Here is a 20,527-nt window from a genome sequence, read left to right as displayed (position 1 = left end):
CCCGTGGGAGCCGTCGGGGTCGCGCCGCCCGTCCTGAGCGCCCGGGGCTGGGGCTGGCGCCACGGCACCCGACGGGCCTGGGCCGTCCGGGGCCTGGACCTGGACGTCGCCGCGGGGGAGCGGGTGCTGCTGCTCGGCCCCAGCGGCGCCGGCAAGTCGACGCTGCTGCAGGGGCTCGCGGGTCTGCTCGACCCCGACAACGGGGACGAGGAGGGCCGGCTCGCCCTCGACGGCGTCGAGGTCCGCGCGGCCCGCGCCGCGGGGGTGCAGGCCGGCGCGGCCCGCACCGGGCTCCTGCTGCAGGACCCGCTGTCGCAGACCGTGCTCGCGCGCTGCGGCGACGACGTCGCGTTCGGCCTGGAGAACCACGGCGTGCCCCGGGAGGAGATCTGGGCCCGGGTGGACGAGGCGATGGCGGCCGTGGGGTTCCCGTACGACCGCGCCCACCCGACGGCGCGGCTGTCCGGCGGAGAACGGCAGCGGCTCGCCCTGGCCGGGGTGCTGGCGCTGCGACCCGGGCTGCTGCTGCTGGACGAGCCCACCGCCATGCTCGACCCGGTCGGCGCCGACGGGCTGCGGGCGACGGTCGCGGACCTGCTGGCGGCCACCGGCTCCGGCTGCGTCCTGGTCGAGCACCGGGTGGGTCCCTGGCTCCCGCTGGTGGACAGGGTCGTGGTGCTCGAGCCCGGGGGTGGGGTCCGCGCGGACGGGTCCCCGGCCGACGTGCTCGGCCGGCACGGGGCCGAGCTGGCCGCCGTCGGGGTGTGGGTGCCCGACCACCCGCCCCGCACCCCGGGGCCGCGGGCGGGCGTACGCGGGCCGCGACTGCTCCAGGCCGAGGACCTGGCGGTGCGCCGGCCCGGCGCCGTCGCCCCCGCGGCAGCCGGCGTCGACCTGCAGGTCGACGCCGGCACCTGCACCGCCGTGCTGGGCCCCAACGGGGCGGGCAAGTCCACCCTCGCGCTGGCGCTGTCGGGGCTGGCGGCCCCCGTCGCCGGTCGACTGGTGGCCCACGAGACCCTGGCGGACGGCGCGGGTCCGTCCCCGCACCGCTGGCGCGCCCGTGAGCTGGCGGCCCGGATCGGCACGGTGTTCCAGGAGCCGGCCCACCAGTTCGTCGCCGCCACGGTCGCGGACGAGCTGGCGGTCGGCCCCCGTCTGCAGGGGACCGACCCCACCCGCACCGCCGCTCTGGTGGACGAGCTGCTGCAACGGCTGCGGCTGGACCGGCTGGCCGCGGCGAACCCCTTCACCCTGTCCGGCGGCGAGCAGCGGCGGCTGTCGGTGGCCACGGTCCTGGCGACCCGGCCGCGCCTGCTCGTGCTGGACGAGCCCACGTTCGGGCAGGACTCGCGCACCTGGGCCGAGCTCGTGGCCCTGCTCGCCGAGGTCCGGGACGCCGGCGTGGCCGTGTGCGCCGTGACGCACGACGCCGACCTCGTCGCCGCCCTGGCGGACGACGTCCTGCGGCTGCCGGCGCCCGACCGTCCCCGCGCCGCCCGGACCGCGGGAGGGGTGCCATGAGCCTGCCCACGGACGTGCTGTCCGGGCCGGCGGGGGTGGACACCTCGGCCCCCCTGGCCCGCGCCAACCCCAGCGCCAAGCTGGCCGTGGCCGCCGTCATCTCCGTCGCGCTGGTCCTGACCACCGACGTGGTCACGGCGGGCGTCGCGCTCGCCCTGGTGGTGGCCTGCCTGCCGTTCACCGGGCTCGGGGCACGGGCGTTGTGGCGCCGCAGCTGGGTCCTGGTCGTCGCGGCCGTCCCGTCGGGGGTGTTCACGGCGCTGCTCGGGGTGGACTCCGGAGCGGTCCTGCTGGGGCTCGGCTGGTTCACGGTCACGGAGGGCTCGGCCGTGTCGGCCGTGGCGATCGTCCTGCGCATCCTGGCCATCGGGCTGCCGGGAGTGGTGCTGCTGTCGACGACCGACCCCACCGACCTGGCCGACTCCCTGGCCCAGGACCTGCGGCTGCCCCACCGCTTCGTGCTGTCGGCGCTCGCCGCGATGCGCCTGGTGGGCGTGCTGGCGGAGGAGTGGACGGCGCTGGGGCAGGCCCGACGGGCGCGCGGGCTGGGTGACGACGGCGTGCTGGGTCGGCTCCGCGGGTTCGGCGGTCGGCTGTTCGCCCTGCTCGTGCTGGCGGTGCGGCGGGCCACGGTGCTGGCCACCGCCATGGAGGCCCGGGGGTTCGGGCTGGTCCGGGAGCGGACCTGGGCCCGGCCCAGCCACTTCGGGGCCTGGGACGCCGCGGTCGTGCTCGGCGGGGTCGCGCTGGCCGGGGTGGCGACCGTGGCGGGGGTCGCCGCCGGCACGTGGCAGCTGGTCCTGAGCGGCTGAGCGGCTGAGCGGCTGGGCGGCTGGGCGGCTGGGCGGCTGGGCGGCTGGGCGGCTGGGCGGCTGGGCGGCTGGGCGGCGCCGCCCGGGCTCAGCCGGTGACGGCTCGCACCAGGTCGGCCGCCATCGTCGGCACGCGCCGGACCAGCGACGCCACGTCGTCGGGACCGACCCGCCCGCCGCTGAGGTGCCGCACGTCGTGCGGGGGGCCCGTCGGGTCGGCGATCCGCTCCGCGACCGCGCACGCCAGGAGCAGGCACACCGCGGCGCTCTCGCCGTTCTCGGTCGGCCGGCTCGAGGGCCACCGGTCCACCACCCGCAGCGTCGCGGGCATGTCCGGCGGGAACGCCCACGCCGCCAGCGCGGTCGCCGACACCGAGACGTGGGAGGCGCCGTAGCGTGCCCGCTCGGCCTCCAGCAGCGAGACCCGGTCGGTCGTGGCGCCGAGCAGCTCGGAGTAGACGTCCCTGTCGACCCGGTGCAGCAGGGCCTGCCCGATGCCGACCAGCAGCCCCAGGCAGAACGCGTCCGGCGCGTTGACGCGGAGCGGCCGGGCCAGCTCGGCCGCCGCGACCGCGGTGCACGCGCTGCGGTGCCAGAAGCCGGCCGGGACGGAGTCGTGACCACCCAGGCCCGCCGCGGCCGCCATGGCCAGGCTGCGCACGGTCGTGAACCCGAGCACCGTCACGGCGAACGGGACGGTGCGGACCCGGCCGGACAGGCCGTAGTAGGCGGAGTTGGCCAGGCGCATCAACCGGGCGGTCAGCGGGGCGTCCGCGCCGAGGACCGCAGCCAGCCGGCGGGCCGACATGTCGTCGTCCCGCGTCATCCGCACGATCTGGTGGGCGACCGCACGCTGCGTCGGGATCTGGTCCAACCGCCCCAGGAGCTCCTCCAGCACCACGACGCCACGCCCGGAGTCCCAGGGCCCCCCGTCGGAGGCGGGGTCGTCGGCCCCCGGCAGGGTCGTCGCGTCCCGCCAGACGCTCACGAGGGGTCCTCGGCGGCGGAGTGCTCCGCCCGGGCGGAGCGGGCACGGACCCAGTCGCCCAGCTCGTCGCCGGTCAGCGCGCGGGCCCACAGCCAGCCCTGACCCAGCTCGCAGCCCAGCTGTCGCAGCCGGGCCGCCTGCACGGGCTCCTCGACCCCCTCGGCGACCGCCGACAGACCCAGGGCACGGGCCAGGGAGATGACGGCCGCCGCCACCACGCCCTGGCCCCCGGTGGCCAGCTCGGCGACGAACGACCGGTCGATCTTGAGGTGGTCCACGGGCAGGTGCTGCAGGTAGGCCAGCGAGGAGTAGCCGACCCCGAAGTCGTCGATCGCCACCGAGATGCCGGCCCGGCGCAACGAGGTGAGGGTGTCCCGGCTCGCTACGGGGTCGGCCATGATCGCCGACTCGGTGATCTCCAGGCAGAGGCCCGTGGCCGGGACGCCGTGGCGCTCCAGGGCCTGCGTGACGGTGCCGAGCAGGCGGGGGTCGCCCAGCTGCAGCGCGGACAGGTTGACGTTCAGCCTGGCCGGGGCGAGAGGTCCCAGCGTGTCGCGCCAGCGGGCCATCTGCGCGCACGCGACGTCCAGCACGTGCGCGGTCAGCGAGGTGATGAGCTGGTGCCCCTCGGCCAGCGCGACGAACTCCGCCGGCGGGACCGGGCCGCGGGTGGGGTGGTCCCAGCGGGCCAGCGCCTCCACGGCGGGCAGGGGGCGACGGTCCGGGGCCTCGCCGTCGGGGACCGGTCCCAGGTGAACGACCGGCTGGTAGGCGACGGTGACCTGGCCGGTGTCGATGGCGACCCGGAGGTCCGCCAGCAGCTGGAGGGTGTCCCGGGCGACGTCGCGCGAGCGCTCGTCGCAGACGGCGAACCGGTTCTTGCCGCGCGCCTTGGCGTCGTACATCGCGATGTCGGCGTCGCGCAGCAGGTCCTGGGCGCCGCTGTGGCCCACCCCGGCCCGGGCCACGCCCATGCTGGCGGACGGGTGCACCAGCACGCCGTTCACGGTGAGCGGGCTGGTGCAGACGTCCAGCACGCGGCGGGCCAGCACCTCGGCCTCGGCGTCGTCGACGACGCCGTGGCAGACCACGACGAACTCGTCGCCCCCCATCCGGGTCACGACGTCCCCGTCGCGCACCGCCCCGCGCAGCCGGCGGGCGATCTCGACCAGCATGGAGTCCCCGGCGTCGTGGCCGAGCGAGTCGTTGATCGTCTTGAAGTTGTCCAGGTCGAGGAACAGCACGGCCACGTCGGGCCCGCCGGCGCCGGCCGCGGGCACCGGGGTCCCGCCGTGCCCGGCCAGGGCCGGGGGGCGGGCGAGGGACTGCTGCAGCTGCTCGAACAGGGCGGACCGGTTGGGCAGGCCGGTCAGTGCGTCGTGCCGCGCCTGGTAGGCCAGCTGCTGCTCGAAGGCCAGGCGCTCGGTGACGTCCTCCGCGGTGCCGACGAAGCTGGGCCCGTGCCCCGGGGTGTGGGCGGGGGCGAGGCGCAGGTGGACGAGGCGGCGACCGCCGCCGACCGTCGCGAAGCCGACGACCACGTCGGCGTGGGTGCCCTCCAACGCCTGCCGGGCGCAGTCGGTGACGGCGTCCAGGTCGTCCGCGTCGACCAGGCGCAGCCACCCGGTGCCCAGCAGCGAGTCGACCGGCAGACCGGTCAGCCGGGCGAAGGCGTCGTTGACGTGGGCCAGCCGCATGCCGACGTCGGACAGCACCGTCGGCACAGGGTTCTGCTCGGTGAGGGCGAGGAACCGGCGCTCGGCGGCCTCGGCGGCCGCCGCGTGCGCCCGGCCACGACCGACGGCGTCGTGCTCGGGCACCGCGGTGACGGCCCACATGGCCTGGCCCGGGACGGGGTGCGCCGTGATCTCGACGGGGTGGGCGCTGCCGTCGGCCCCGGTCAGGACCCCCGGCCGCCGCTGGGTGCGGACCTGGTGCAGCAGCGGGGCCCCGGCGGACCAGGTGAGCACGCCGGCCAGCGGCAGCCCGGCGACCGACGTGGCGTCGCGGGCCAGCAGGTCGGCGGCGGCGGTGTTGAGCCAGGCGACGCTGGGCGGGTCGCCGTCGCGGACCAGCAGGAGGGCGCTGTCGGACATCGCGGCAGCGTGCTGCAGCGCCTCCCGGCAGTCCTCCGGTGGTGCGTCGGTCCCGCTCACCCAGGCCTCCTGCCCGTCGTCCGCCCGTCCGTGGGCACGGCCCCGCCAGCAGGGGGACCACACGGGTGATCGGTAGCCCGGGCCGACCTCCGTAGCCGGGGTAGCCCGTCCGGCCTACCGCCGTCCCACGCCCCGGCCTGCGGCCGGGCTGGCAGGATGCCGGGGTGAGCGAGCCCACCGACCAGCGGACCGACCAGCCCGGCACCCCCCAGGACACCGGCGGACCGGCGACGCGTCGGCTCGGTGACTTCCGGGTGCACCCCGTCGGGCTGGGGGCCATGCCGCTGTCGTGGGAGGGGATGCTCGACCACCGCGACCGTGCGCTGGAGACCGTCCACGCCGCCCTCGACGCCGGGGTCACCCACGTCGACACCGCCAACATCTACGCCCCGGACTGGGACGCCATGGGCCACAACGAGGCCCTGGTGGCCGAGGCGCTGCGGACCTGGTCCGGTGACGCCTCGACGGTGGTCGTGGCCAGCAAGGCCGGGATCGTCCGCACCGCGGACGGCGCCGTCCGCGACGCCAGCGCGGACGGCCTGCGCCGGGCCTGCGAGGCGAGCCTGGTCGCCCTCGGCCGTGACGTGGTCGACGTCTACTACCTGCACCGTGCGGAGCCGGGGCGCCCCTACGCGGAGCAGGTCGCCAACCTGCTGGCGCTGCGCGAGGCCGGTCTGGTCCGCCACGTGGCCGTGTCCAACGTGACCCCGCAGATGCTGGACGTGGCGCTGGAGGTCGCGGGCGGACCCGACGACGGCGGGGTCGTCGCGGTGCAGAACGAGTTCTCGCCCCGGTTCCGCCGTCACGCGGAGGTGGTGCAGACGTGCGCCCGCCACGGGATCGCGTTCGTGCCCTGGTCGCCGTTCGGCGGGGCCGACCGGGCGGGCGAGGTCGGCTCGCAGTACGTCGAGTTCGCCGACGTCGCCCGGGCTCACGACGTCAGCCCGCACCGGGTGGCGCTGGCGTGGCTGCTCTCGCGGTCCGGCGCCGTGGTGCCGATCCCAGGGAGCACCCGCCCGGCGACCATCGTCGACTCGGTGGCCGCGGCGTCGCTGGAGCTCAGCGAGGACGAGCGACGTCGGCTGGACGCCACGGGGCCCGAGGACTCGTCGCAGTACCCGGACGAGGAGCCGCAGCCGCCGCTGCGCTGAGGTCGCGGACGACCTGGGTGCCCGCGAGCAGGTCACCCAGGCGGCGGCGGTCGGCGCGCAGCAGCACCAGCGGCAGCCCGACCACGACGTCGACCGGCAGGAGCAGCGCCCGCACGGCGAGGGCTGCCCGCGAGGGCGCACCGCCCCGTGCGTCCACCACGCGCAGCCGCACCCACCGCATGCCGGCGGTTCGCCCGCCGTCGTGGTGCGGCCAGGTGACCGCGACACCGGTCACGGTCACCAGGACGGCGGCGACGACGGCGAGCAGCGGCACGGCCACGGGGACGTCGACCAGCAGCGTCGCGAGCGTGGCGACCAGCGCGGGCAGCGCGAGCAGCAGGGTGAGCACGACGGCGTCGACGCCGACGTGCAGCACCCGGTCGGCGAGGACGTCGGGGTCCAGCCTGGCCTGCCGCAGCCGGGCGGCGCTGCCGAGCGGGTCCACCCCCGCCGGGGCCCCGTGGTCGGGGCCGAGACCTGTCGTCCTCACGCCTCGAACGCTAGGCACCGGATCCCCCGTCGGGGCGGGCTTGGCCGCGACGACGCGAGATCGGTCCGAACGGGGGAGCCCGGGTCGGACGGGTACGTCCCGTTCAGGTCGGCCGGCACCCCTCGTACGCGGGCGACCTGTGGCCCCGCCCTGTCCGCCCTGGTGCATGCGGTGCTCCGCCACGGCTCCGACGCCGGGCGTTGCCGTCCCGCACCGTCCCCCGGTCCGGCGAGCCTCTCAGGCCAGCGCCGGCAGAGCCGCCACGCAGCGGCGGAGACCCTCGGGCAGGTCGACCCGCGGTCGCCACCCCCACGACCGGTCCGGCTCGGCCCGGGTCCCGGGGGCGGTGGTCCCGGGGCCCGGCAGGAGGGTGGGCCAGGAGGTGTCCCGGAGTGCGGCCAGGCCGACGACACGTACGTCGGCGCCGGTGGCACGGCACACCTGCTCGGCCAGCTCGGGCGTGGACAGGCCCGGCGTCGGGCCGAGGTGCACCGCAGTCGTGGGGCCCTCGGCGGGTCCCGGGCCGACCCGGGCGGCGAGGGCCAGCAGGCCGTCGACCGCGTCCTCGACGTAGCAGGGCGTGTGACGCCGGTGGTCCCTGGCGTCGACCACGACGGTGCCGGTGGTGACCGCCACCTCGAGCAGCCGGGACACCGCACCGGGGGTGCCCGCCGCGAGGCCCGGGCCGTAGCAGTCGGTCACGCGCGCCAGCACGGCGTCCACGTCGTGCGCCGACCGGTAGCCGGCCAGCAGGCCCTCCACCGTGCTGGTGTGCGCGCCGTCGCCGTCGACCGAGGCCACCACGAGGCGGGCCCCGTTGACCTCGGCGACCCGCAGCGCGAACAGCGCGTCGAGCACGGCCGTGCTGCGCGTCGCCAGGCTGTCGCCCACGGGCCCGGTGGTCAGGTGCAGCACGAGGTCCACGCCGTGGCGCAACGAGGCGGGCACGTCCGGGTCCTCGGGGTCGTGCTCCACGACCTCGGGGGCCGCAGCCGCGGGGTCGCCGGTGCGGGGCCACGACGGCAGCACCGTGAGCCCGGGCAGGAGCGGCGCGGCGGGCACGACCACCCGGTGGCCGCCGGTCAGCAGCCGACCCACGAGCGCCGGGACGAGCAGCGGGTGCCCGCCGGTGACCAGCACCGTGCGCGACCTGACGTCCACCTCGACGGCCATCACGAACCACCCCTCCGGTCCTACCGGTCCCACGCCGCGGCCCTGCGACGAGTCCCACCCCCCGGTGTTAGCGAGCGCGTGGTGTGGGTACCCCTGTCCTGTACGCCGCAGACGCAGATCCATGCGTCGCGGACCACGACTTCATCTGGAGGCACCATGTCGGACGCCGACAAGACCGAGAACACCGTCGACAAGCTGGCCGGCAAGGCCAAGGAGGGCATCGGCGGCGCCACGGGTGACGACAACCTCGAGCGCCAGGGCAAGAACGACCAGTCCAAGGCCGACGTCAAGCAGGCCGGCGAGAAGGTCAAGGACGCCTTCAAGCGCTGAGCCCCGCTGGACGCGACGGCGCCCCGGCGTCGAGACCGTCCCGGCACCACGGCACACCCCGTCGACCTGGTCGACGCGGTGTGCCGTCGTGCGTGGAGGGGGCGGCGGGTGGCTCAGAAGTTGCCGCGGAGCTCCTGCTCGCGCTCGATCGCCTCGAACAGGGCGCGGAAGTTGCCCTTGCCGAAGCCCAGCGAGCCGTGCCGCTCGATGATCTCGAAGAACACCGTCGGCCGGTCGCCCAGCGGCTTGGTGAAGATCTGCAGCAGGTACCCGTCCTCGTCGCGGTCGACGAGGATGCCGCGGCTCTGCAGCTCCTCGATCGGGACGCGGACCTCGCCGATCCGGGCCCGCAGCTCGGGGTCGGTGTAGTAGGACTCGGGCGTGGCGAGGAACTGCACACCGGCGCCCCGGAGCCGGTCGACCGCCGCGAGGATGTCGTCGGTGGCCAGCGCCAGGTGCTGCGCGCCGGGGCCGCGGTAGAAGTCCAGGTACTCGTCGATCTGGCTGCGCTTCTTGCCCACGGCCGGCTCGTTGAGGGGGAACTTGACCCGGTGGTCGCCGCTGGCGACGACCTTGCTCATCAGGGCGGAGTACTCGGTCGCGATGTCGTCGCCGATGAACTCCGCCATGTTGGTGAATCCCAGGATGCGGTTGTAGAAGTCGACCCAGGTGTCCATCCGGCCGATCTCCACGTTGCCGACCACGTGGTCGAGGGCCTGGAACACCTCCGGCGCCGGGTCGGCGATGCCGCTGCTGCGCTCGACGTAGCCGGGCAGGTAGGGCCCGGTGTAGCGGCTGCGGTCGACCAGTGTGTGCACCGTGTCGCCGTAGGTGGCGATGGTCGCGGTGCGCACGGTGCCGTGGTCGTCCGTGATGTCGTGGGGCTCCACCACGACGCGGGCGCCCTGGGTCCGGGCGTGGTCGATGCAGCGGTCGACGTCGGGCACCTCGAGCGAGATGTCGACGACGCCGTCGCCGTGCACCCGGTGGTGGTCCGCGACGGCGCTGCCGGGGTCGACGGCCCCCTTGAGGACGAAGCGGACGGCGCCCGTCGTGAGGACGTAGGCGTGGTGGTCGCGGTTGCCGGTCTCGGGGCCCGAGTACGCCACCAGCCGCATGCCGAAGACGTGCTGGTAGTAGGCGGCGGCCTGGGTGGCGTTGCCGCAGGCCCAGACGATCGCGTCCCAGCCGGTCAGGGGGAACGGGTCGTTCGCGGCGTCGTACTCCACGAGCCCGACGAGCTGCTTGAGCGTGTCGGCGTCCAGGTGCGCGAGGCGCTCGGCGTCGGTGAGGGTCTGCTCGATGGTCATGGGGCTCCTTCGCTCCGGTGGGTGCGGGACTGCGTCCGGCGGTTCCTGGCCCCAGGACAGCGTCAGGCCGATGTGATGCACAAGCGAGGCCCGAAGGCGTGCACGAGGCGTACAGTCCGGCTCGTCGACCGGGCACGCACCTGGACGATCTGCCTACCCGGGAGGGACCGATGGAGCTGGACGCGCTCGACGTCGCGCTGATCGCGGCGCTGCGGGAGCAGCCACGGGCCGGCGTGCTGGAGCTGTCCCGTTCGCTCGGCGTGGCCCGGGCGACCGTGCAGGCCCGGGTGCAGCGGCTGGAGGACGCGGGCGTCGTGACGGGCTACGGCCCCGACGTCGACGTCGCGGCGGCCGGGTTCGGCGTCCGCGCGTTCATCACCCTCGAGATCTCGCAGGGCGGCCTGGAGCAGGCCACCCGCGACCTGACCGCCGTGCCGGGCATCGTCGAGGCGTACGCGGTGACCGGGGCCGGTGACGTCATGTGCACCGTCGCCGCGGCGTCGCACGAGGGCCTGCAGGACACCCTGCTGGCCATCAGCCGCTCCGGCGTCGTCGCCCGCACCACGAGCGTGGTGGTCCTGTCGACCGTGGTCGCGCCGCGCGTGCTGCCGTTGCTGCGGTCGGTCCCGAGGCAGTGGCCGGCCCGGGCCAACCCGCCCCGCTGAGGCGCTCGGGCCCGATCGCGGTGACGGTGACCTAGGTCCTGGTCGGATGCGCTCCCGGCGGCCAGGATGGGACCCCGGTCGGACGAGCACGAGGGAGTGGACGTGGTGGTCAAGGGCAGTGGGACCAGAGGGCCTGTCGTTGTCGGTGTCGACGGCTCGCAGGAGTCGTACCGAGCGGTCGACTGGGCGGTGGCGTACGCGCAGGACGAGGGCCTGGACGTGCACCTGCTCCACGCCTACGGCGGCAGCGGGGCCGTGCTGCGGCAGGAGCTGGCTGCGCAGGGCGCGGAGGCCGGCCACTCCGCGCAGGCCCGCCGGACGTGCGACGAGGCGGTGGAGTACGCGCGCTCGGTCGACTCGTCGGTGACGGTGACCGGGTCGTTGCACCTGGGCGCCGCGGCGGGCGGCCTGCGGGAGGCGTCCCGCTCCGCGTCGTTGGTCGTGGTGGGTTCCCGCGGGCACGGCGGGCTGACCGGGCTGCTGCTCGGTGCCGTGGCGGTGCCGGTGAGCGCGCACGCGGTCTGCCCCGTGGTGGTGGTCCGCGGTGCGGAGACGCGCGGGATGTCCGCCGACGCCCCGGTCGTGGTCGGGGTCGACGGCTCGGGGGAGGCCCAGGAGGCCGTCGGGTTCGCCATGGCCGAGGCCCAACGGCACGGCTGCCCGCTCCACGCCGTCATGGCCTGGGACGAGCTGTGGATCGGGGCCCCGGAGCTGCAGGCCCCCATCCCGACGGCGGCGGAGCTGCAGGAGGACGCGGTCCGGATGGTGTCGGAGACGCTGGCCGGCTGGTCCGACGTGTACCCCGACGTCCGGGTGACCCGGCTGGTCGAGCGCGGCCGCCCCGGGCCGGTGCTGCTGCGCGAGGCGGTCAGCGCCCGCATGGTCGTCGTCGGCTCTCGCGGCCGGGGTGGCTTCGGCGGGCTGCTGCTCGGCTCGACCAGCCAGACCCTGCTGCACCGCAGCCCGGTCGACGTCGCGGTGGTGCGCCGCTCCTGAGGCGGGGTGCTCGGCCCGTCAGCGGCCGGCGAAGCCCGTGAAGTCGCCGGCGCTGCGGGCGCGGGCGAGGCAGTAGACGCCGAACAGCGCGAAGCCGAGCCCGACCGCGACGAGGACGGCGGTCCCGAACGGGGCCTCGCGCAGGGCGGCCAGGCCCTCGTCCATGCCACCGGCCTCCTCGCTGCTGCCGCGGATCGCGGCGAGCATGAACAGCACCCCGATCGCACCGAACGCGACGCCCTTGGCCGGGTAGCCGATCAGACCGGTCCACTCGACGACCTTGCGGCCCTTGGCGGACAGGTCGGCGGTCTCCACGTCGGAGAAGAACTTCCGCGAGAGGCCCTTGTGCACGTGGTACGCGGCGACCACGAGGATCCCGACGGCCACCGCACCGACCAGGACCTGGCCCAGCGGCAGGGCGAGCAGCCGCTGCGTCATCGACTCCTCGGTGCTGCCGCCGGAGCCCCCGGAGCCCCCGGACAGCGCGATGCTGAAGGCACCGGCGGCGACGACCCCGTAGGCGACGGCCTTGCCGCCCCCCTTGACCCGGCCCTTGGCCCCCTCGTCGTCGGGGTCCAGCACGGCCTCGAGCAGCTGCCAGACGACCAGCGCCGCCATCCCCACCGCGATGGCCCAGATCAGGACCATGCCGAACGGCTGCTCGGCCAGGGTCTGCATCGCCCCGGTCGTCGACGCGTCCTCCTCGCTGCCACCGCCGAACGCCAGGCTGACCGCGAGCGCCCCCAGGACGACGTGGACGAGGCCGTAGACGACGTAGCCGTACCGACCGACCCGTTGCAGGGTGTCGACCTCGTCGCTGTCCTTGACGTCCTCGTAGGAGTCCTTCGCCTGGTCGCCCAGGTCCTCGCGTCGTCCTGCCATGGCGCGAACCCTAGGGGCCGGGCCGGGGCTCAGCCCAGCGGTCGCACGAGGACGTGCCGGGTGGTCGGCTCCTCCAGGCGCACCGGGTTGCCCCCGGGGCGTCCGACCAGCCGTGCCCCGTCGTCGGTGACCGACACCTCGACCTCGGCCCCGGCGACCACGCCGGCGTCGACCAGGGCCACCAGCAGGGCGTGCGGGCTCTGCGCGGGCTCGCCCAGCCGGACCACGGTGGCCAGGGTGGTCGCCGTGATCTGGCTGATCGCGACCTGGTCCACGTCGAGGCCGCCGGGGTGGCTGCCGTCGGCGCGGGCGGGGATACGGTTGCCGAACGGCGACGTGGTCGGGGCGCCCAGCAGCTCGACCAGCCGGTCCTCGACCCGGTCGGACACCACGTGCTCCCAGCGGCAGGCCTCCTCGTGGGCGTGGTCGAGCTCCAGGCCGATCACGTCGACCAGCAGGCGCTCCACGAGACGGTGCTTGCGCAGGACCGCGGTCGCGATGCGGCGACCCTCCTCGGTCAGCTGCAGCCGGCGGTCGTCGGTGACGTCGACCAGGCCGTCGCGGTGCATCCGGGCCACCGTCTGCGACACGGTCGGGCCCGAGTGGCCGAGGGCCTCGACGATGCGCGCCCGCATCGGGACGACGCCGTCCTCCTCCATCTCGAGCACGGTCCGCAGGTACATCTCCGTCGTGTCGATCAGGTCGTGGCTCACAGGAGCCATTGTGCCCGTTGCCTGCACGTTCGCCACCTTCCAGGGGTTAGGTTAGCCTCACCAGATAACAGGTCAGAGACACGCTTATTCCGTCCCGGGAGACAGGTGGACACCACGACCACGGTGACGACGCGTGCGGCGGCCCCCTCCCGGCGTCGGGGCGGGCTGCTGTCGTCGGCTCCCGCCCGCCTGGTCGGGCTGCTGGTCGCGCTGGTGGTGCTGGCGTCGCTCGCCGTGGCCAGCCTCGCGGTGGGGGCCAAGCCCATCCCGGCGGCGGACGTGGTCGAGGCGTTCCGGGCCTTCGACGGCACGGTCGAGGACCACCTGATCGTCACGTCCCTGCGGCTGCCCCGCACGCTCGTGGCGATCATGGTGGGGACGGGCCTCGGCCTGGCCGGTGCGCTGATGCAGGGCCTGACCCGCAACCCGCTGGCCGACCCGGGGATCCTCGGGGTGAACGCCGGCGCGGCGCTGGCCGTCGTCGTGGGGATCTTCGTCTTCGGGGTCGGTTCCCTGAGCGGCTACGTCTGGTTCGCCCTGGCGGGTGCCGCCGTCACCTCGGTCGCGGTGTACGCGCTCGGTGCCCTCGGGCGGGACGGGGCGACCCCGATCAAGCTGGCCCTGGCGGGTGCGGCCGTCACCGCGTTCCTGTACTCGATCACCTCCTCGATCCTGCTGCTGGACGTGGCCACGCTCGATGAGTACCGGTTCTGGGCGGTCGGGTCGGTCGCCGGCCGCGACATGACGGTGGTGGCGCAGGTGGCGCCCTTCCTGCTCGTGGGCACGGCGATGGCGCTGTGCGCGGGCCGGTCGCTGAACGCGCTCGCCCTGGGCGACGACGTGGCCCGCTCGCTGGGGGCCGGGGTCGGCGCCTCGCGCCTCTTCTCCGCCCTCGCGGTCGTCCTGCTCGTGGGGGGCGCGACCGCCGCCGCGGGTCCGATCGGCTTCGTCGGGCTGACCGTGCCGCACGTGGCCCGCGCGATCGTGGGGCCCGACTACCGCTGGGTGCTCGCGTGGTCCGCCGTGCTGGCGCCCTCGCTGCTGCTGGCCGCGGACGTGCTCGGACGGGTGGTCGCCCGACCGGGCGAGGTGCAGGTCGGCATCCTGACCGCGCTGATCGGCGCCCCGGTGTTCATCGCCCTGGTCCGTCGACGCACGCTGGCACAGGTGTGAGGCCATGACCACGTCGACCACGTCGACCACGCCGACCGCACGTCCCGCCGGCGCCCCGGTGCCCGCGACCGACCCGGCCGTGCTGGAGCTGCTCCGGCGCACCCGCACGACAGGCCGGGGCCGCGCCGTCGTGGTGTCCGTCGCGCTGCTGCTGGGCTGCCTCGTGACCTTCGTGCTGTCCCTGACGACCGGCGACTTCGCCGTCCCGCTGCGGGACGTGCTGCCCGCGCTGCTCGGGCGCGGGACCCCGGACGCCGAGTTCGTCGTGGGGACGCTGCGCCTGCCCCGGGCCGTGACGGCCGTGGGTGTCGGGGTGGCCTTCGGGCTGTCCGGGGCGATCTTCCAGAGCCTGGCGCGCAACCCGCTCGCCAGCCCGGACATCATCGGCGTCACCGCCGGGGCCAGCACCTCCGCGGTCCTGGTCGTCGTCGCGGGCAGCGCGCTGGGCGTGAGCACCGGGACGGTCTCGCTCCCCGTCGCGGCCCTCGTGGGCGGGCTGCTCACCACGACGGCGATCTACCTGCTCGCCTACCGCAACGGGCTGTCCGCGTACCGGCTGGTGCTGGTGGGCATCGGCGTGGCGGCCGTGCTCAGCTCGACCACCTGGTTCCTGCTGACCCGGGCCGACATCACCGACGTCCACCGGGCCCTGGTCTGGCTCACCGGGTCGCTCAACGGGCGGGGCTGGGACCAGGTCGCGCCCCTCGCCGTCGCACTGGTGGTCCTGGTGCCGGCCGCCCTGCTGCTGGCCCGGCCGCTGCGGGCCCTGCAGCTGGGCGACGACACGGCTCAGGGGATCGGGGTGGCGGTGGAGCGGTCCCGGGCCGTGCTGGTGGTCGTCGCCGTCGGCTGCGCGTCGGTGGCCACCGCCACCGCCGGGCCGATCGCCTTCGTCGCGTTCGTGTCCGGGCCGATCGCCCGGAGGCTCGTCCGGGCGCCGCTCACCCTCGTCCCCGCCGCCGGGGTCGGGGCGCTGCTCGTGCTCGCCTCCGACCTGGTCGCGCGCACGATCTTCTCGCCCACCGAGCTCCCGGTCGGCATCGTCACCGGGCTCGTCGGGGCCCCGTACCTGCTGTGGCTGCTCGCCCGGGCCAACCGCGTCGGAAGGACCGGCTGATGACCGTCATGGAGACCACCGGCAGCGCCGCGGCACAGGTGCAGGGGGCGGTCGTGGACGCCCGGCTCCGGTGCGAGGACCTGCGCCTGGGCTACGACGGCACCGAGGTGGTCCGCGGGCTGTCGGTGTCGGTCCCGACGGGCCGCGTGACCTGCGTGGTCGGGGCCAACGCCTGCGGCAAGTCGACGCTGCTCCGCGGCCTGGCGCGCCTGCTGCAGCCGACGGGCGGCCGTGTCGTGCTGGACGGGGCCGACATCCGCCGGATGCGCACCCGTGACATCGCGACGCGGCTGGGCATCCTGCCCCAGTCGCCGACCGCCCCCGACGGCATCACGGTGGCCGACCTGGTGGCCCGGGGTCGCTACCCCCACCAGTCGTGGCTGCGGCAGCGGGGCGCGGAGGACGAGGCCGCGGTGGCCGCCGCGCTGGTCGCGACCGGCACGCTCGACCTGGCCGAGCGGTCGGTCGACGAGCTGTCCGGCGGTCAGCGGCAGCGGGTCTGGATCGCGATGACCCTGGCGCAGGGCACCGACCTCATGCTGCTGGACGAGCCGACCACGTTCCTCGACCTGGCCCACCAGGTCGAGGTGCTCGACCTGCTGGCCGACCTGAACGCCGACGAGGGGCGGACCGTCGTCCTGGTGCTGCACGACCTCAACCAGGCGGCCCGCTACTCCGACCACCTCATCGCCATGAAGGACGGCCGCGTCGTCGCCGAGGGCCCCCCGGCCGACGTGGTGACCGAGGCGCTCGTGCTGCAGGTGTTCGGCCTCGACTGCCGCGTGGTCCCCGACCCGGTGACCGGCACCCCCATGGTCGTGCCGGTGGGCCGCCGCGGTCGCCGGGCCACCGTGGGTGCCGTGGGTGCCGTCGGTGGTGGTGCCGCGTGACCGTCACGACCCCGGGACCGGCGCCCTCGGTGCTCCTGCTGCAGGCCGAGACGCCGCAGCAGTGGCTCGACGTCCACCTCGAGGCGCACCTGGCCGTCCACGAGACCACCCCGGTGGACCCGGCCGAGCGCACCTGGGTCGAGGGGCCCCACGTCCTGGGTGACGACGCGGCGTTCCTGCGGGCGGCGCACCGGCGGATCCTGGGCGACGACGGCGGGACGCCGCAGATGGCGGCCAAGTGGCTGGTCGCGTGGACGGCGGGGACCGTGGCCGACGCGGTCGGGTTCGTCCTGGCCGCCGGTGGGGCCGGGGTCCTCGCCGACACCGCGCCGCTGCGGTGGCGCCTGCACCCCGACGGCTGGGTCGACCGGGTGTCGCTGGACGGCTGCACCGTGCTGGTCACCCCCCACCACCCGTGGGCCGGTCGGGACGGCGTCGAGGTCGTGGCGGACGAGGCCGAGGTCGTGACCCGGACCGTCGACTCGCTGGTCCGTTCCGTCCGTCCCGTCGTGGACGCCCTGCGCGGCATCGCCCGGGTCGGCGCTCGCAGCCTGTGGGCCGAGGTGGCCGACGGCATCGGCATGAGCACCACCCTCCAGCCGGACCTGCCGGTGCGCGAGGACGTCGTGCACCGGCTCCGGGCCGCCCTCACCGCCCCGGGCGCCCCGTGGCGGGTCAGCCCCACCGTCCGCACGGCGTCCGCACCGTGGGGCCCGGTCTACCTCGGTCAGAAGGGCGGCTGCTGCCTCGCCTACCAACGGCCGTCGCCCGACGAGGTCGTCCCGGACGACGCAGACCTGACCGACGCGCTGCGCGAGTACTACGCCCGCTTCCCGCCCGAGACCGGGACCAGACGGGTCTGCTCCACCTGCTCGCTGCGCGACCCCCAGGGCTGCGCCGACCGGCAGCTCTGGTGGCTGGAGCAGCGTCGCTGACGCGGTCAGCCGTCCCCGAGCCAGGCCGTCCGATCCGGGTGGCTAGGTTCGGGGACATGAACCCGAACGGCATGCACGGCGTCGTCCAGGACGTCCGGCGCCTGACCCCCCACCTGACCCGGGTGGTGCTCGGCGGGGACGGGCTCGCGGACTTCGAGCCGAGCCCGTTCAGCGACTCCTACGTCAACCTCGCGTTCGCGCCCCCGGGGGCGCCGTACGTCATGCCGTGCGACCTGGAGCAGGTGCGCGCGACCGTCGACCCGGAGCACCGTCCGCTCCGACGGCGCTACACCGTCCGCGCGTGGGACGCCGCGACGCGGACGATGACCATCGACTTCGTGCTCCACGGCCTCGGCGGGCCCGGGCACGGTGACCCCGGGGTGGCCGGGGCCTGGGCCGCGACCGCCCGCCCCGGTGACGTGCTCCAGCTGACCGGGCCGGGCGGGTCCTACCGGCCCGACCCCGAGGCCGACTGGCACCTCATGGTCGGGGACGAGTCCGCGCTGCCGGCCGTCGCCGCCTCGCTGGAGCGCGTGCCCGTCGGCGCCCCGGTGCACGCGGTCCTGGAGGTGGACGGCGTCGCCGACCGGGTGGAGCTGACCTGCCCCGGGGACCTGCGGCTGACCTGGCGGCACCGGGAGGACGACCCGGGGGCGGACCACCTGCTGCTGGACGCGGTGCGCGACCTGACGTTCCCGCCGGGTCGGGTCCACGCCTTCGTCCACGGCGAGGCGGGAGAGGTCCGCGAGGTCCGCCGGCACCTGCTGCTGGAGCGTGGCGTCGACCGGGACCGGTTGTCGGCGTCGGGGTACTGGCGCCGTTCCATGAACGACGAGGCGTGGCGCCTGGTCAAGCGCGACTGGGAGGCCTCGGTCCGCGCCGAGGCCTGAGGTCCCGCCGCGCCACCCATCCCACCCGCCTCCGACGTCCCGGGTCGGCGCCCGGGACCTTCGGCCCTGTTGCGACGCCACCGGCGGGCGCACCGTGGGGGGATGGCGGACCCCCGGGGCGTGGAAGAGCTCGAGTCGGGCACCTGCTGGGCGTTGCTGGCCGCGTCCGAGGTGTCCAGGCTCGCCGTGGTCGTGGACTCGGCACCGGAGATCTTCCCGGTCAACCACGCCGTGCTGGGGCAGCGCGTCCTGATGCGGACCGCCGCCGGCACCAAGCTGTTCGCCGCCGTCGGCCGGGACGTGGCGGTCGAGGTGGACGGGGTGGACGACGAGGGTCGGGCCTGGAGCGTGGTGGCCAAGGGCCCCGCGGTCGAGGTGGAGGACGAGGCGGGCCGGCGCGCGGTGGACGAGCGGCTGGACGTCTGGCTGGAGAGCCGGAAGGAGCACGTCCTCGCGGTCGAGGTCGCCGAGATGACCGGGCGGCGGTTCGCGGTCCGGCAACGCTGAGCCGTCACCCGGGACCCACCCGGTCGCCGCAGGAACTGGTGAGCGGTGCGGGCAGGTGCGACCATCGACCTCCGGTCCGGACGACGTGGCCGGTGGGCGGGTCGCTGTCGGTGGCGTGGGGAGTGGTGTGCGAGCTGGGTCCTGGTGGCGGCTCGAGAGGCCGTGGCTGGCGGTAGGCCTGCCGTGCGCGCTGGTCGTGGCCATCCTGGCCGCCGACCTCGCCGAGGGACCCAAGACGGCGTTCGTGGGCGTCCTGGTGGTGGCCCCCATGCTGTCGGCGGTGTTCGGGACCCCGCGGACCGTCGCCCTCGTCGGGTCGCTCACCCTGCTGGCCGCCGCGCTGTTCGGGCTGCAGGCCCAGGACGGGCAGGCCGGGGCCCAGCTGACCCGGTTGGCGGTCATCGCCGTCCTCACCGTGGTCGCGGCCCTGGTCGCCGCCGCGCGCGTACGGGGCGAGGTCGCGCTGGCCCAGGCCGCGCGCGTCGTCACCGCGGTGACCGAGGCCATCATCCGACCGCTGCCCGCGCAGGTCGGCGGGGTGGGTCTGGCCTCGCGCTACCTGGGCGCCGACGCCGAGGCCCACGTGGGTGGCGACTTCTACGAGGTGCTCGACACCCGGCACGGGGTGCGTGTCGTCATCGGCGACGTCCGGGGCAAGGGGTTGTCCGCGGTCCGGATGGCCAACTACGTCCTGGGCGCCTTCCGGGACGCGGCCCGGCGCGAGCCTCGTCTGGAGGACGTCGCCACCACCCTCGACGGCATCGTCGCCACCGAGGGGGAGTCCGAGGACTTCGTCACCGCGCTGCTGCTGGAGGTGCGAGACGGCGAGGTCCACGGGATCAGCTGCGGGCACCCGCAGGCCTGGTGCGTCCGGGCCGGCCGGTTCGTCGAGGCCGACCTGCCCGTCGACGTGCCCCTCGGTCTGGGCGCGGGCGGTATGGGCCCGGGCGTCCTCCCGGCGGGCGTCACCGGGCTCCTGCTGCACAGCGACGGGTTGAGCGAGGCCCGGTCGCCCACCGGTGCGTTCATCGACGTCCCGGCCGCCCTGGCCTCGCTGCCGGGGGCCCGCGGCGAGCAGCTGCTCGCCGCGGTCGTGGCGGCGGTCCGGGCGCACGTCGGGGGTCGGTTGCGCGACGACGTGGCGCTGCTGTGGCTGGACGTCGGCGACGTCACCGGGCACCCGACCCGGCCGTCACGCGCCGAGGCCAGGATCACGTGAACGGGGACGACAGCCGTCAGGAGCACCGGGTCCCGCCGACCACCAGCTACGAGGTCGACGCGCGGGCCGGCTCGTGAGCGACGCCGTCGTGGGCCGCCCGCCCGAGGTCTCCCGGCTGCGGCTGTCGCAGATCATGGACGACCACGACACCAACCTCATGGGCACGGTCCACGGCGGCGTCGTCCTGCGGCTGGTCGACTCCATCGCCGGGGTCGTGTCGGCCCGGCACTGCGAGTCCGCGACGGTGACGGTGTCGCTGGACGAGATGACGTTCCTGGTCCCGGTCAGGGTCGGCGACGTCCTGCACCTGGACGCCAGCGTGAACTGGGCGGGCAGCACGTCGGTCGAGGTCGGCGTCCGGGCCACGGCGGACCGCTGGGACCGTTCTGTCGCACCCACCCACGTCGCCTCCGCCTACCTGGTGCTGGTGGCGGTCGACGCCGACGGCCGCCCGCGTCCGGTGCCGCCGGTGCTGCCGGGCACGCCCGAGGAGCACCGGCGGTTCGCCGAGGCGCAGATCCGGCGCGAGCACCGCCTCGCCCGGCGGCGGGCGATCGAGAGCTCCCGCGGGGGACCAGGTGCGTAGCGTCGTGGTGGGTGTCGTGC

The 20,527-nt window shown here is 75.6% G+C and carries 21 protein-coding genes; 14 read left to right on the top strand and 7 right to left on the bottom strand.

Going from position 1 to position 20,527, the window contains the following annotated elements; translation table 11 throughout:
• The first annotated feature begins 3 nt into the window (after positions 1-3).
• On the top strand, positions 4-1,524 hold the full coding sequence (locus ACR80Q_RS12285) for an ABC transporter ATP-binding protein (protein ID WP_435377913.1): 1,521 nt from the start codon (positions 4-6) through the stop codon (positions 1,522-1,524).
• Positions 1,521-2,336 carry an energy-coupling factor transporter transmembrane component T family protein gene (locus tag ACR80Q_RS12280; RefSeq protein ID WP_435377912.1) on the top strand — a complete coding sequence of 272 codons (816 nt, stop codon included), beginning with the start codon at positions 1,521-1,523 and terminating at the stop codon, positions 2,334-2,336. The genes ACR80Q_RS12285 and ACR80Q_RS12280 overlap by 4 nt, the downstream gene beginning before the upstream one ends.
• Positions 2,337-2,424: 88 nt before the next feature.
• Here the strand turns inward: ACR80Q_RS12280 and ACR80Q_RS12275 are convergent, their stop codons facing one another.
• Both ACR80Q_RS12275 and ACR80Q_RS12270 read right to left on the bottom strand, forming a co-directional pair.
• Positions 2,425-3,324, bottom strand: coding sequence for an HDOD domain-containing protein (locus ACR80Q_RS12275; RefSeq protein ID WP_435377911.1), 900 nt, complete (start codon positions 3,322-3,324; stop codon positions 2,425-2,427).
• The gene (locus tag ACR80Q_RS12270) at positions 3,321-5,480 is read right to left on the bottom strand and encodes a putative bifunctional diguanylate cyclase/phosphodiesterase (protein ID WP_435377910.1); all 2,160 of its coding nucleotides are present in this window, start codon (positions 5,478-5,480) and stop codon (positions 3,321-3,323) included. Before ACR80Q_RS12270 ends, ACR80Q_RS12275 begins: the two co-directional genes overlap by 4 nt.
• Before the next feature lie 164 nt (positions 5,481-5,644).
• Here ACR80Q_RS12270 and ACR80Q_RS12265 point away from each other — a divergent pair, with 164 nt between their 5' ends.
• Positions 5,645-6,631 carry an aldo/keto reductase gene (locus ACR80Q_RS12265; protein WP_435377909.1) on the top strand — a complete coding sequence of 329 codons (987 nt, stop codon included), beginning with the start codon at positions 5,645-5,647 and terminating at the stop codon, positions 6,629-6,631.
• Here the strand turns inward: ACR80Q_RS12265 and ACR80Q_RS12260 are convergent.
• Both ACR80Q_RS12260 and ACR80Q_RS12255 read right to left on the bottom strand, forming a co-directional pair.
• Positions 6,540-7,121 (bottom strand): RDD family protein, encoded by a 582-nt coding sequence (locus ACR80Q_RS12260; protein ID WP_435377908.1) that lies wholly within the window; start codon positions 7,119-7,121, stop codon positions 6,540-6,542. The genes ACR80Q_RS12265 and ACR80Q_RS12260 overlap by 92 nt on opposite strands.
• 237 nt (positions 7,122-7,358) lie before the next feature.
• Positions 7,359-8,294, bottom strand: coding sequence for an NAD-dependent epimerase/dehydratase family protein (locus ACR80Q_RS12255; RefSeq protein WP_435377907.1), 936 nt, complete (start codon positions 8,292-8,294; stop codon positions 7,359-7,361).
• 156 nt (positions 8,295-8,450) lie between these two features.
• Between ACR80Q_RS12255 and ACR80Q_RS12250 the strand changes: the two genes are divergently transcribed.
• The gene (locus tag ACR80Q_RS12250; protein WP_435377906.1) at positions 8,451-8,624 is read left to right on the top strand and encodes a CsbD family protein; all 174 of its coding nucleotides are present in this window, start codon (positions 8,451-8,453) and stop codon (positions 8,622-8,624) included.
• Between the two features lie 113 nt (positions 8,625-8,737).
• Here the strand turns inward: ACR80Q_RS12250 and hppD are convergent, their stop codons facing one another.
• A complete protein-coding gene (hppD, locus tag ACR80Q_RS12245; RefSeq protein ID WP_435377905.1) occupies positions 8,738-9,934 on the bottom strand; it encodes a 4-hydroxyphenylpyruvate dioxygenase in 1,197 nt (398 codons plus the stop codon).
• Positions 9,935-10,104: 170 nt separating this feature from the next.
• Between hppD and ACR80Q_RS12240 the strand changes: the two genes are divergently transcribed.
• Together ACR80Q_RS12240 and ACR80Q_RS12235 are read left to right on the top strand one after the other, a co-directional pair.
• The gene (locus ACR80Q_RS12240) at positions 10,105-10,599 is read left to right on the top strand and encodes an Lrp/AsnC family transcriptional regulator (RefSeq protein ID WP_435377904.1); all 495 of its coding nucleotides are present in this window, start codon (positions 10,105-10,107) and stop codon (positions 10,597-10,599) included.
• Positions 10,600-10,665: 66 nt separating this feature from the next.
• Positions 10,666-11,595: a universal stress protein gene (locus tag ACR80Q_RS12235; protein ID WP_435377903.1), complete on the top strand. Its 930-nt coding sequence runs from the start codon at positions 10,666-10,668 to the stop codon at positions 11,593-11,595.
• A gap of 18 nt (positions 11,596-11,613) precedes the next feature.
• Here ACR80Q_RS12235 and ACR80Q_RS12230 read toward each other — a convergent pair whose 3' ends face one another.
• Positions 11,614-12,477, bottom strand: coding sequence for a DUF1206 domain-containing protein (locus tag ACR80Q_RS12230; protein WP_435377902.1), 864 nt, complete (start codon positions 12,475-12,477; stop codon positions 11,614-11,616).
• A 29-nt stretch (positions 12,478-12,506) separates the two neighbouring features.
• Positions 12,507-13,199: a metal-dependent transcriptional regulator gene (locus ACR80Q_RS12225; RefSeq protein ID WP_435377901.1), complete on the bottom strand. Its 693-nt coding sequence runs from the start codon at positions 13,197-13,199 to the stop codon at positions 12,507-12,509.
• Between the two features lie 96 nt (positions 13,200-13,295).
• Here ACR80Q_RS12225 and ACR80Q_RS12220 point away from each other — a divergent pair, with 96 nt between their 5' ends.
• The 8 genes from ACR80Q_RS12220 (at position 13,296) to ACR80Q_RS12185 (ending at position 20,507) form a co-directional block, all read left to right on the top strand.
• Positions 13,296-14,363: a FecCD family ABC transporter permease gene (locus ACR80Q_RS12220; RefSeq protein WP_435377900.1), complete on the top strand. Its 1,068-nt coding sequence runs from the start codon at positions 13,296-13,298 to the stop codon at positions 14,361-14,363.
• A 4-nt stretch (positions 14,364-14,367) separates the two neighbouring features.
• On the top strand, positions 14,368-15,480 hold the full coding sequence (locus ACR80Q_RS12215; protein WP_435377899.1) for a FecCD family ABC transporter permease: 1,113 nt from the start codon (positions 14,368-14,370) through the stop codon (positions 15,478-15,480).
• Positions 15,481-15,488: 8 nt separating this feature from the next.
• A complete protein-coding gene (locus tag ACR80Q_RS12210; RefSeq protein ID WP_435377993.1) occupies positions 15,489-16,370 on the top strand; it encodes an ABC transporter ATP-binding protein in 882 nt (293 codons plus the stop codon).
• Positions 16,367-17,305, top strand: a complete 939-nt coding sequence (locus tag ACR80Q_RS12205) for a hypothetical protein (protein WP_435377898.1) — start codon at positions 16,367-16,369, stop codon at positions 17,303-17,305. Before ACR80Q_RS12210 ends, ACR80Q_RS12205 begins: the two co-directional genes overlap by 4 nt.
• A 56-nt stretch (positions 17,306-17,361) precedes the next feature.
• Complete coding sequence (locus tag ACR80Q_RS12200) at positions 17,362-18,195, top strand: siderophore-interacting protein (RefSeq protein WP_435377897.1); 834 nt, start codon at positions 17,362-17,364, stop codon at positions 18,193-18,195.
• A 102-nt stretch (positions 18,196-18,297) separates the two neighbouring features.
• Entirely contained in the window at positions 18,298-18,702 is a 405-nt protein-coding gene (locus ACR80Q_RS12195) for a pyridoxamine 5'-phosphate oxidase family protein (RefSeq protein WP_435377896.1), read from the top strand.
• 127 nt (positions 18,703-18,829) lie between these two features.
• Positions 18,830-19,921, top strand: coding sequence for a PP2C family protein-serine/threonine phosphatase (locus ACR80Q_RS12190; RefSeq protein ID WP_435377895.1), 1,092 nt, complete (start codon positions 18,830-18,832; stop codon positions 19,919-19,921).
• 73 nt (positions 19,922-19,994) lie between these two features.
• Positions 19,995-20,507: an acyl-CoA thioesterase gene (locus ACR80Q_RS12185; protein WP_435377894.1), complete on the top strand. Its 513-nt coding sequence runs from the start codon at positions 19,995-19,997 to the stop codon at positions 20,505-20,507.
• Positions 20,508-20,527 lie beyond the last annotated feature (20 nt).

The sequence above is a fragment of the Aquipuribacter aurantiacus genome (genome assembly GCF_051216895.1).
GTDB lineage: Bacteria > Actinomycetota > Actinomycetes > Actinomycetales > JBBAYJ01 > Aquipuribacter.
This window is presented reverse-complemented; position numbering and strand designations above follow the sequence as displayed.

Coding starts and splice junctions, on each gene's coding strand:
- ACR80Q_RS12215 (WP_435377899.1), top strand. CDS start 14,368: ATGACCACGTCGACCACGTCGACCACGCCGACCGCACGTCCCGCCGGC.
- ACR80Q_RS12250 (WP_435377906.1), top strand. CDS start 8,451: ATGTCGGACGCCGACAAGACCGAGAACACCGTCGACAAGCTGGCCGGC.
- ACR80Q_RS12195 (WP_435377896.1), top strand. CDS start 18,298: ATGGCGGACCCCCGGGGCGTGGAAGAGCTCGAGTCGGGCACCTGCTGG.
- ACR80Q_RS12255 (WP_435377907.1), bottom strand. CDS start 8,294: ATGGCCGTCGAGGTGGACGTCAGGTCGCGCACGGTGCTGGTCACCGGC.
- ACR80Q_RS12225 (WP_435377901.1), bottom strand. CDS start 13,199: ATGGCTCCTGTGAGCCACGACCTGATCGACACGACGGAGATGTACCTG.
- hppD (WP_435377905.1), bottom strand. CDS start 9,934: ATGACCATCGAGCAGACCCTCACCGACGCCGAGCGCCTCGCGCACCTG.
- ACR80Q_RS12210 (WP_435377993.1), top strand. CDS start 15,489: ATGGAGACCACCGGCAGCGCCGCGGCACAGGTGCAGGGGGCGGTCGTG.
- ACR80Q_RS12230 (WP_435377902.1), bottom strand. CDS start 12,477: ATGGCAGGACGACGCGAGGACCTGGGCGACCAGGCGAAGGACTCCTAC.
- ACR80Q_RS12280 (WP_435377912.1), top strand. CDS start 1,521: ATGAGCCTGCCCACGGACGTGCTGTCCGGGCCGGCGGGGGTGGACACC.
- ACR80Q_RS12235 (WP_435377903.1), top strand. CDS start 10,666: ATGGGACCCCGGTCGGACGAGCACGAGGGAGTGGACGTGGTGGTCAAG.
- ACR80Q_RS12240 (WP_435377904.1), top strand. CDS start 10,105: ATGGAGCTGGACGCGCTCGACGTCGCGCTGATCGCGGCGCTGCGGGAG.
- ACR80Q_RS12200 (WP_435377897.1), top strand. CDS start 17,362: ATGAACCCGAACGGCATGCACGGCGTCGTCCAGGACGTCCGGCGCCTG.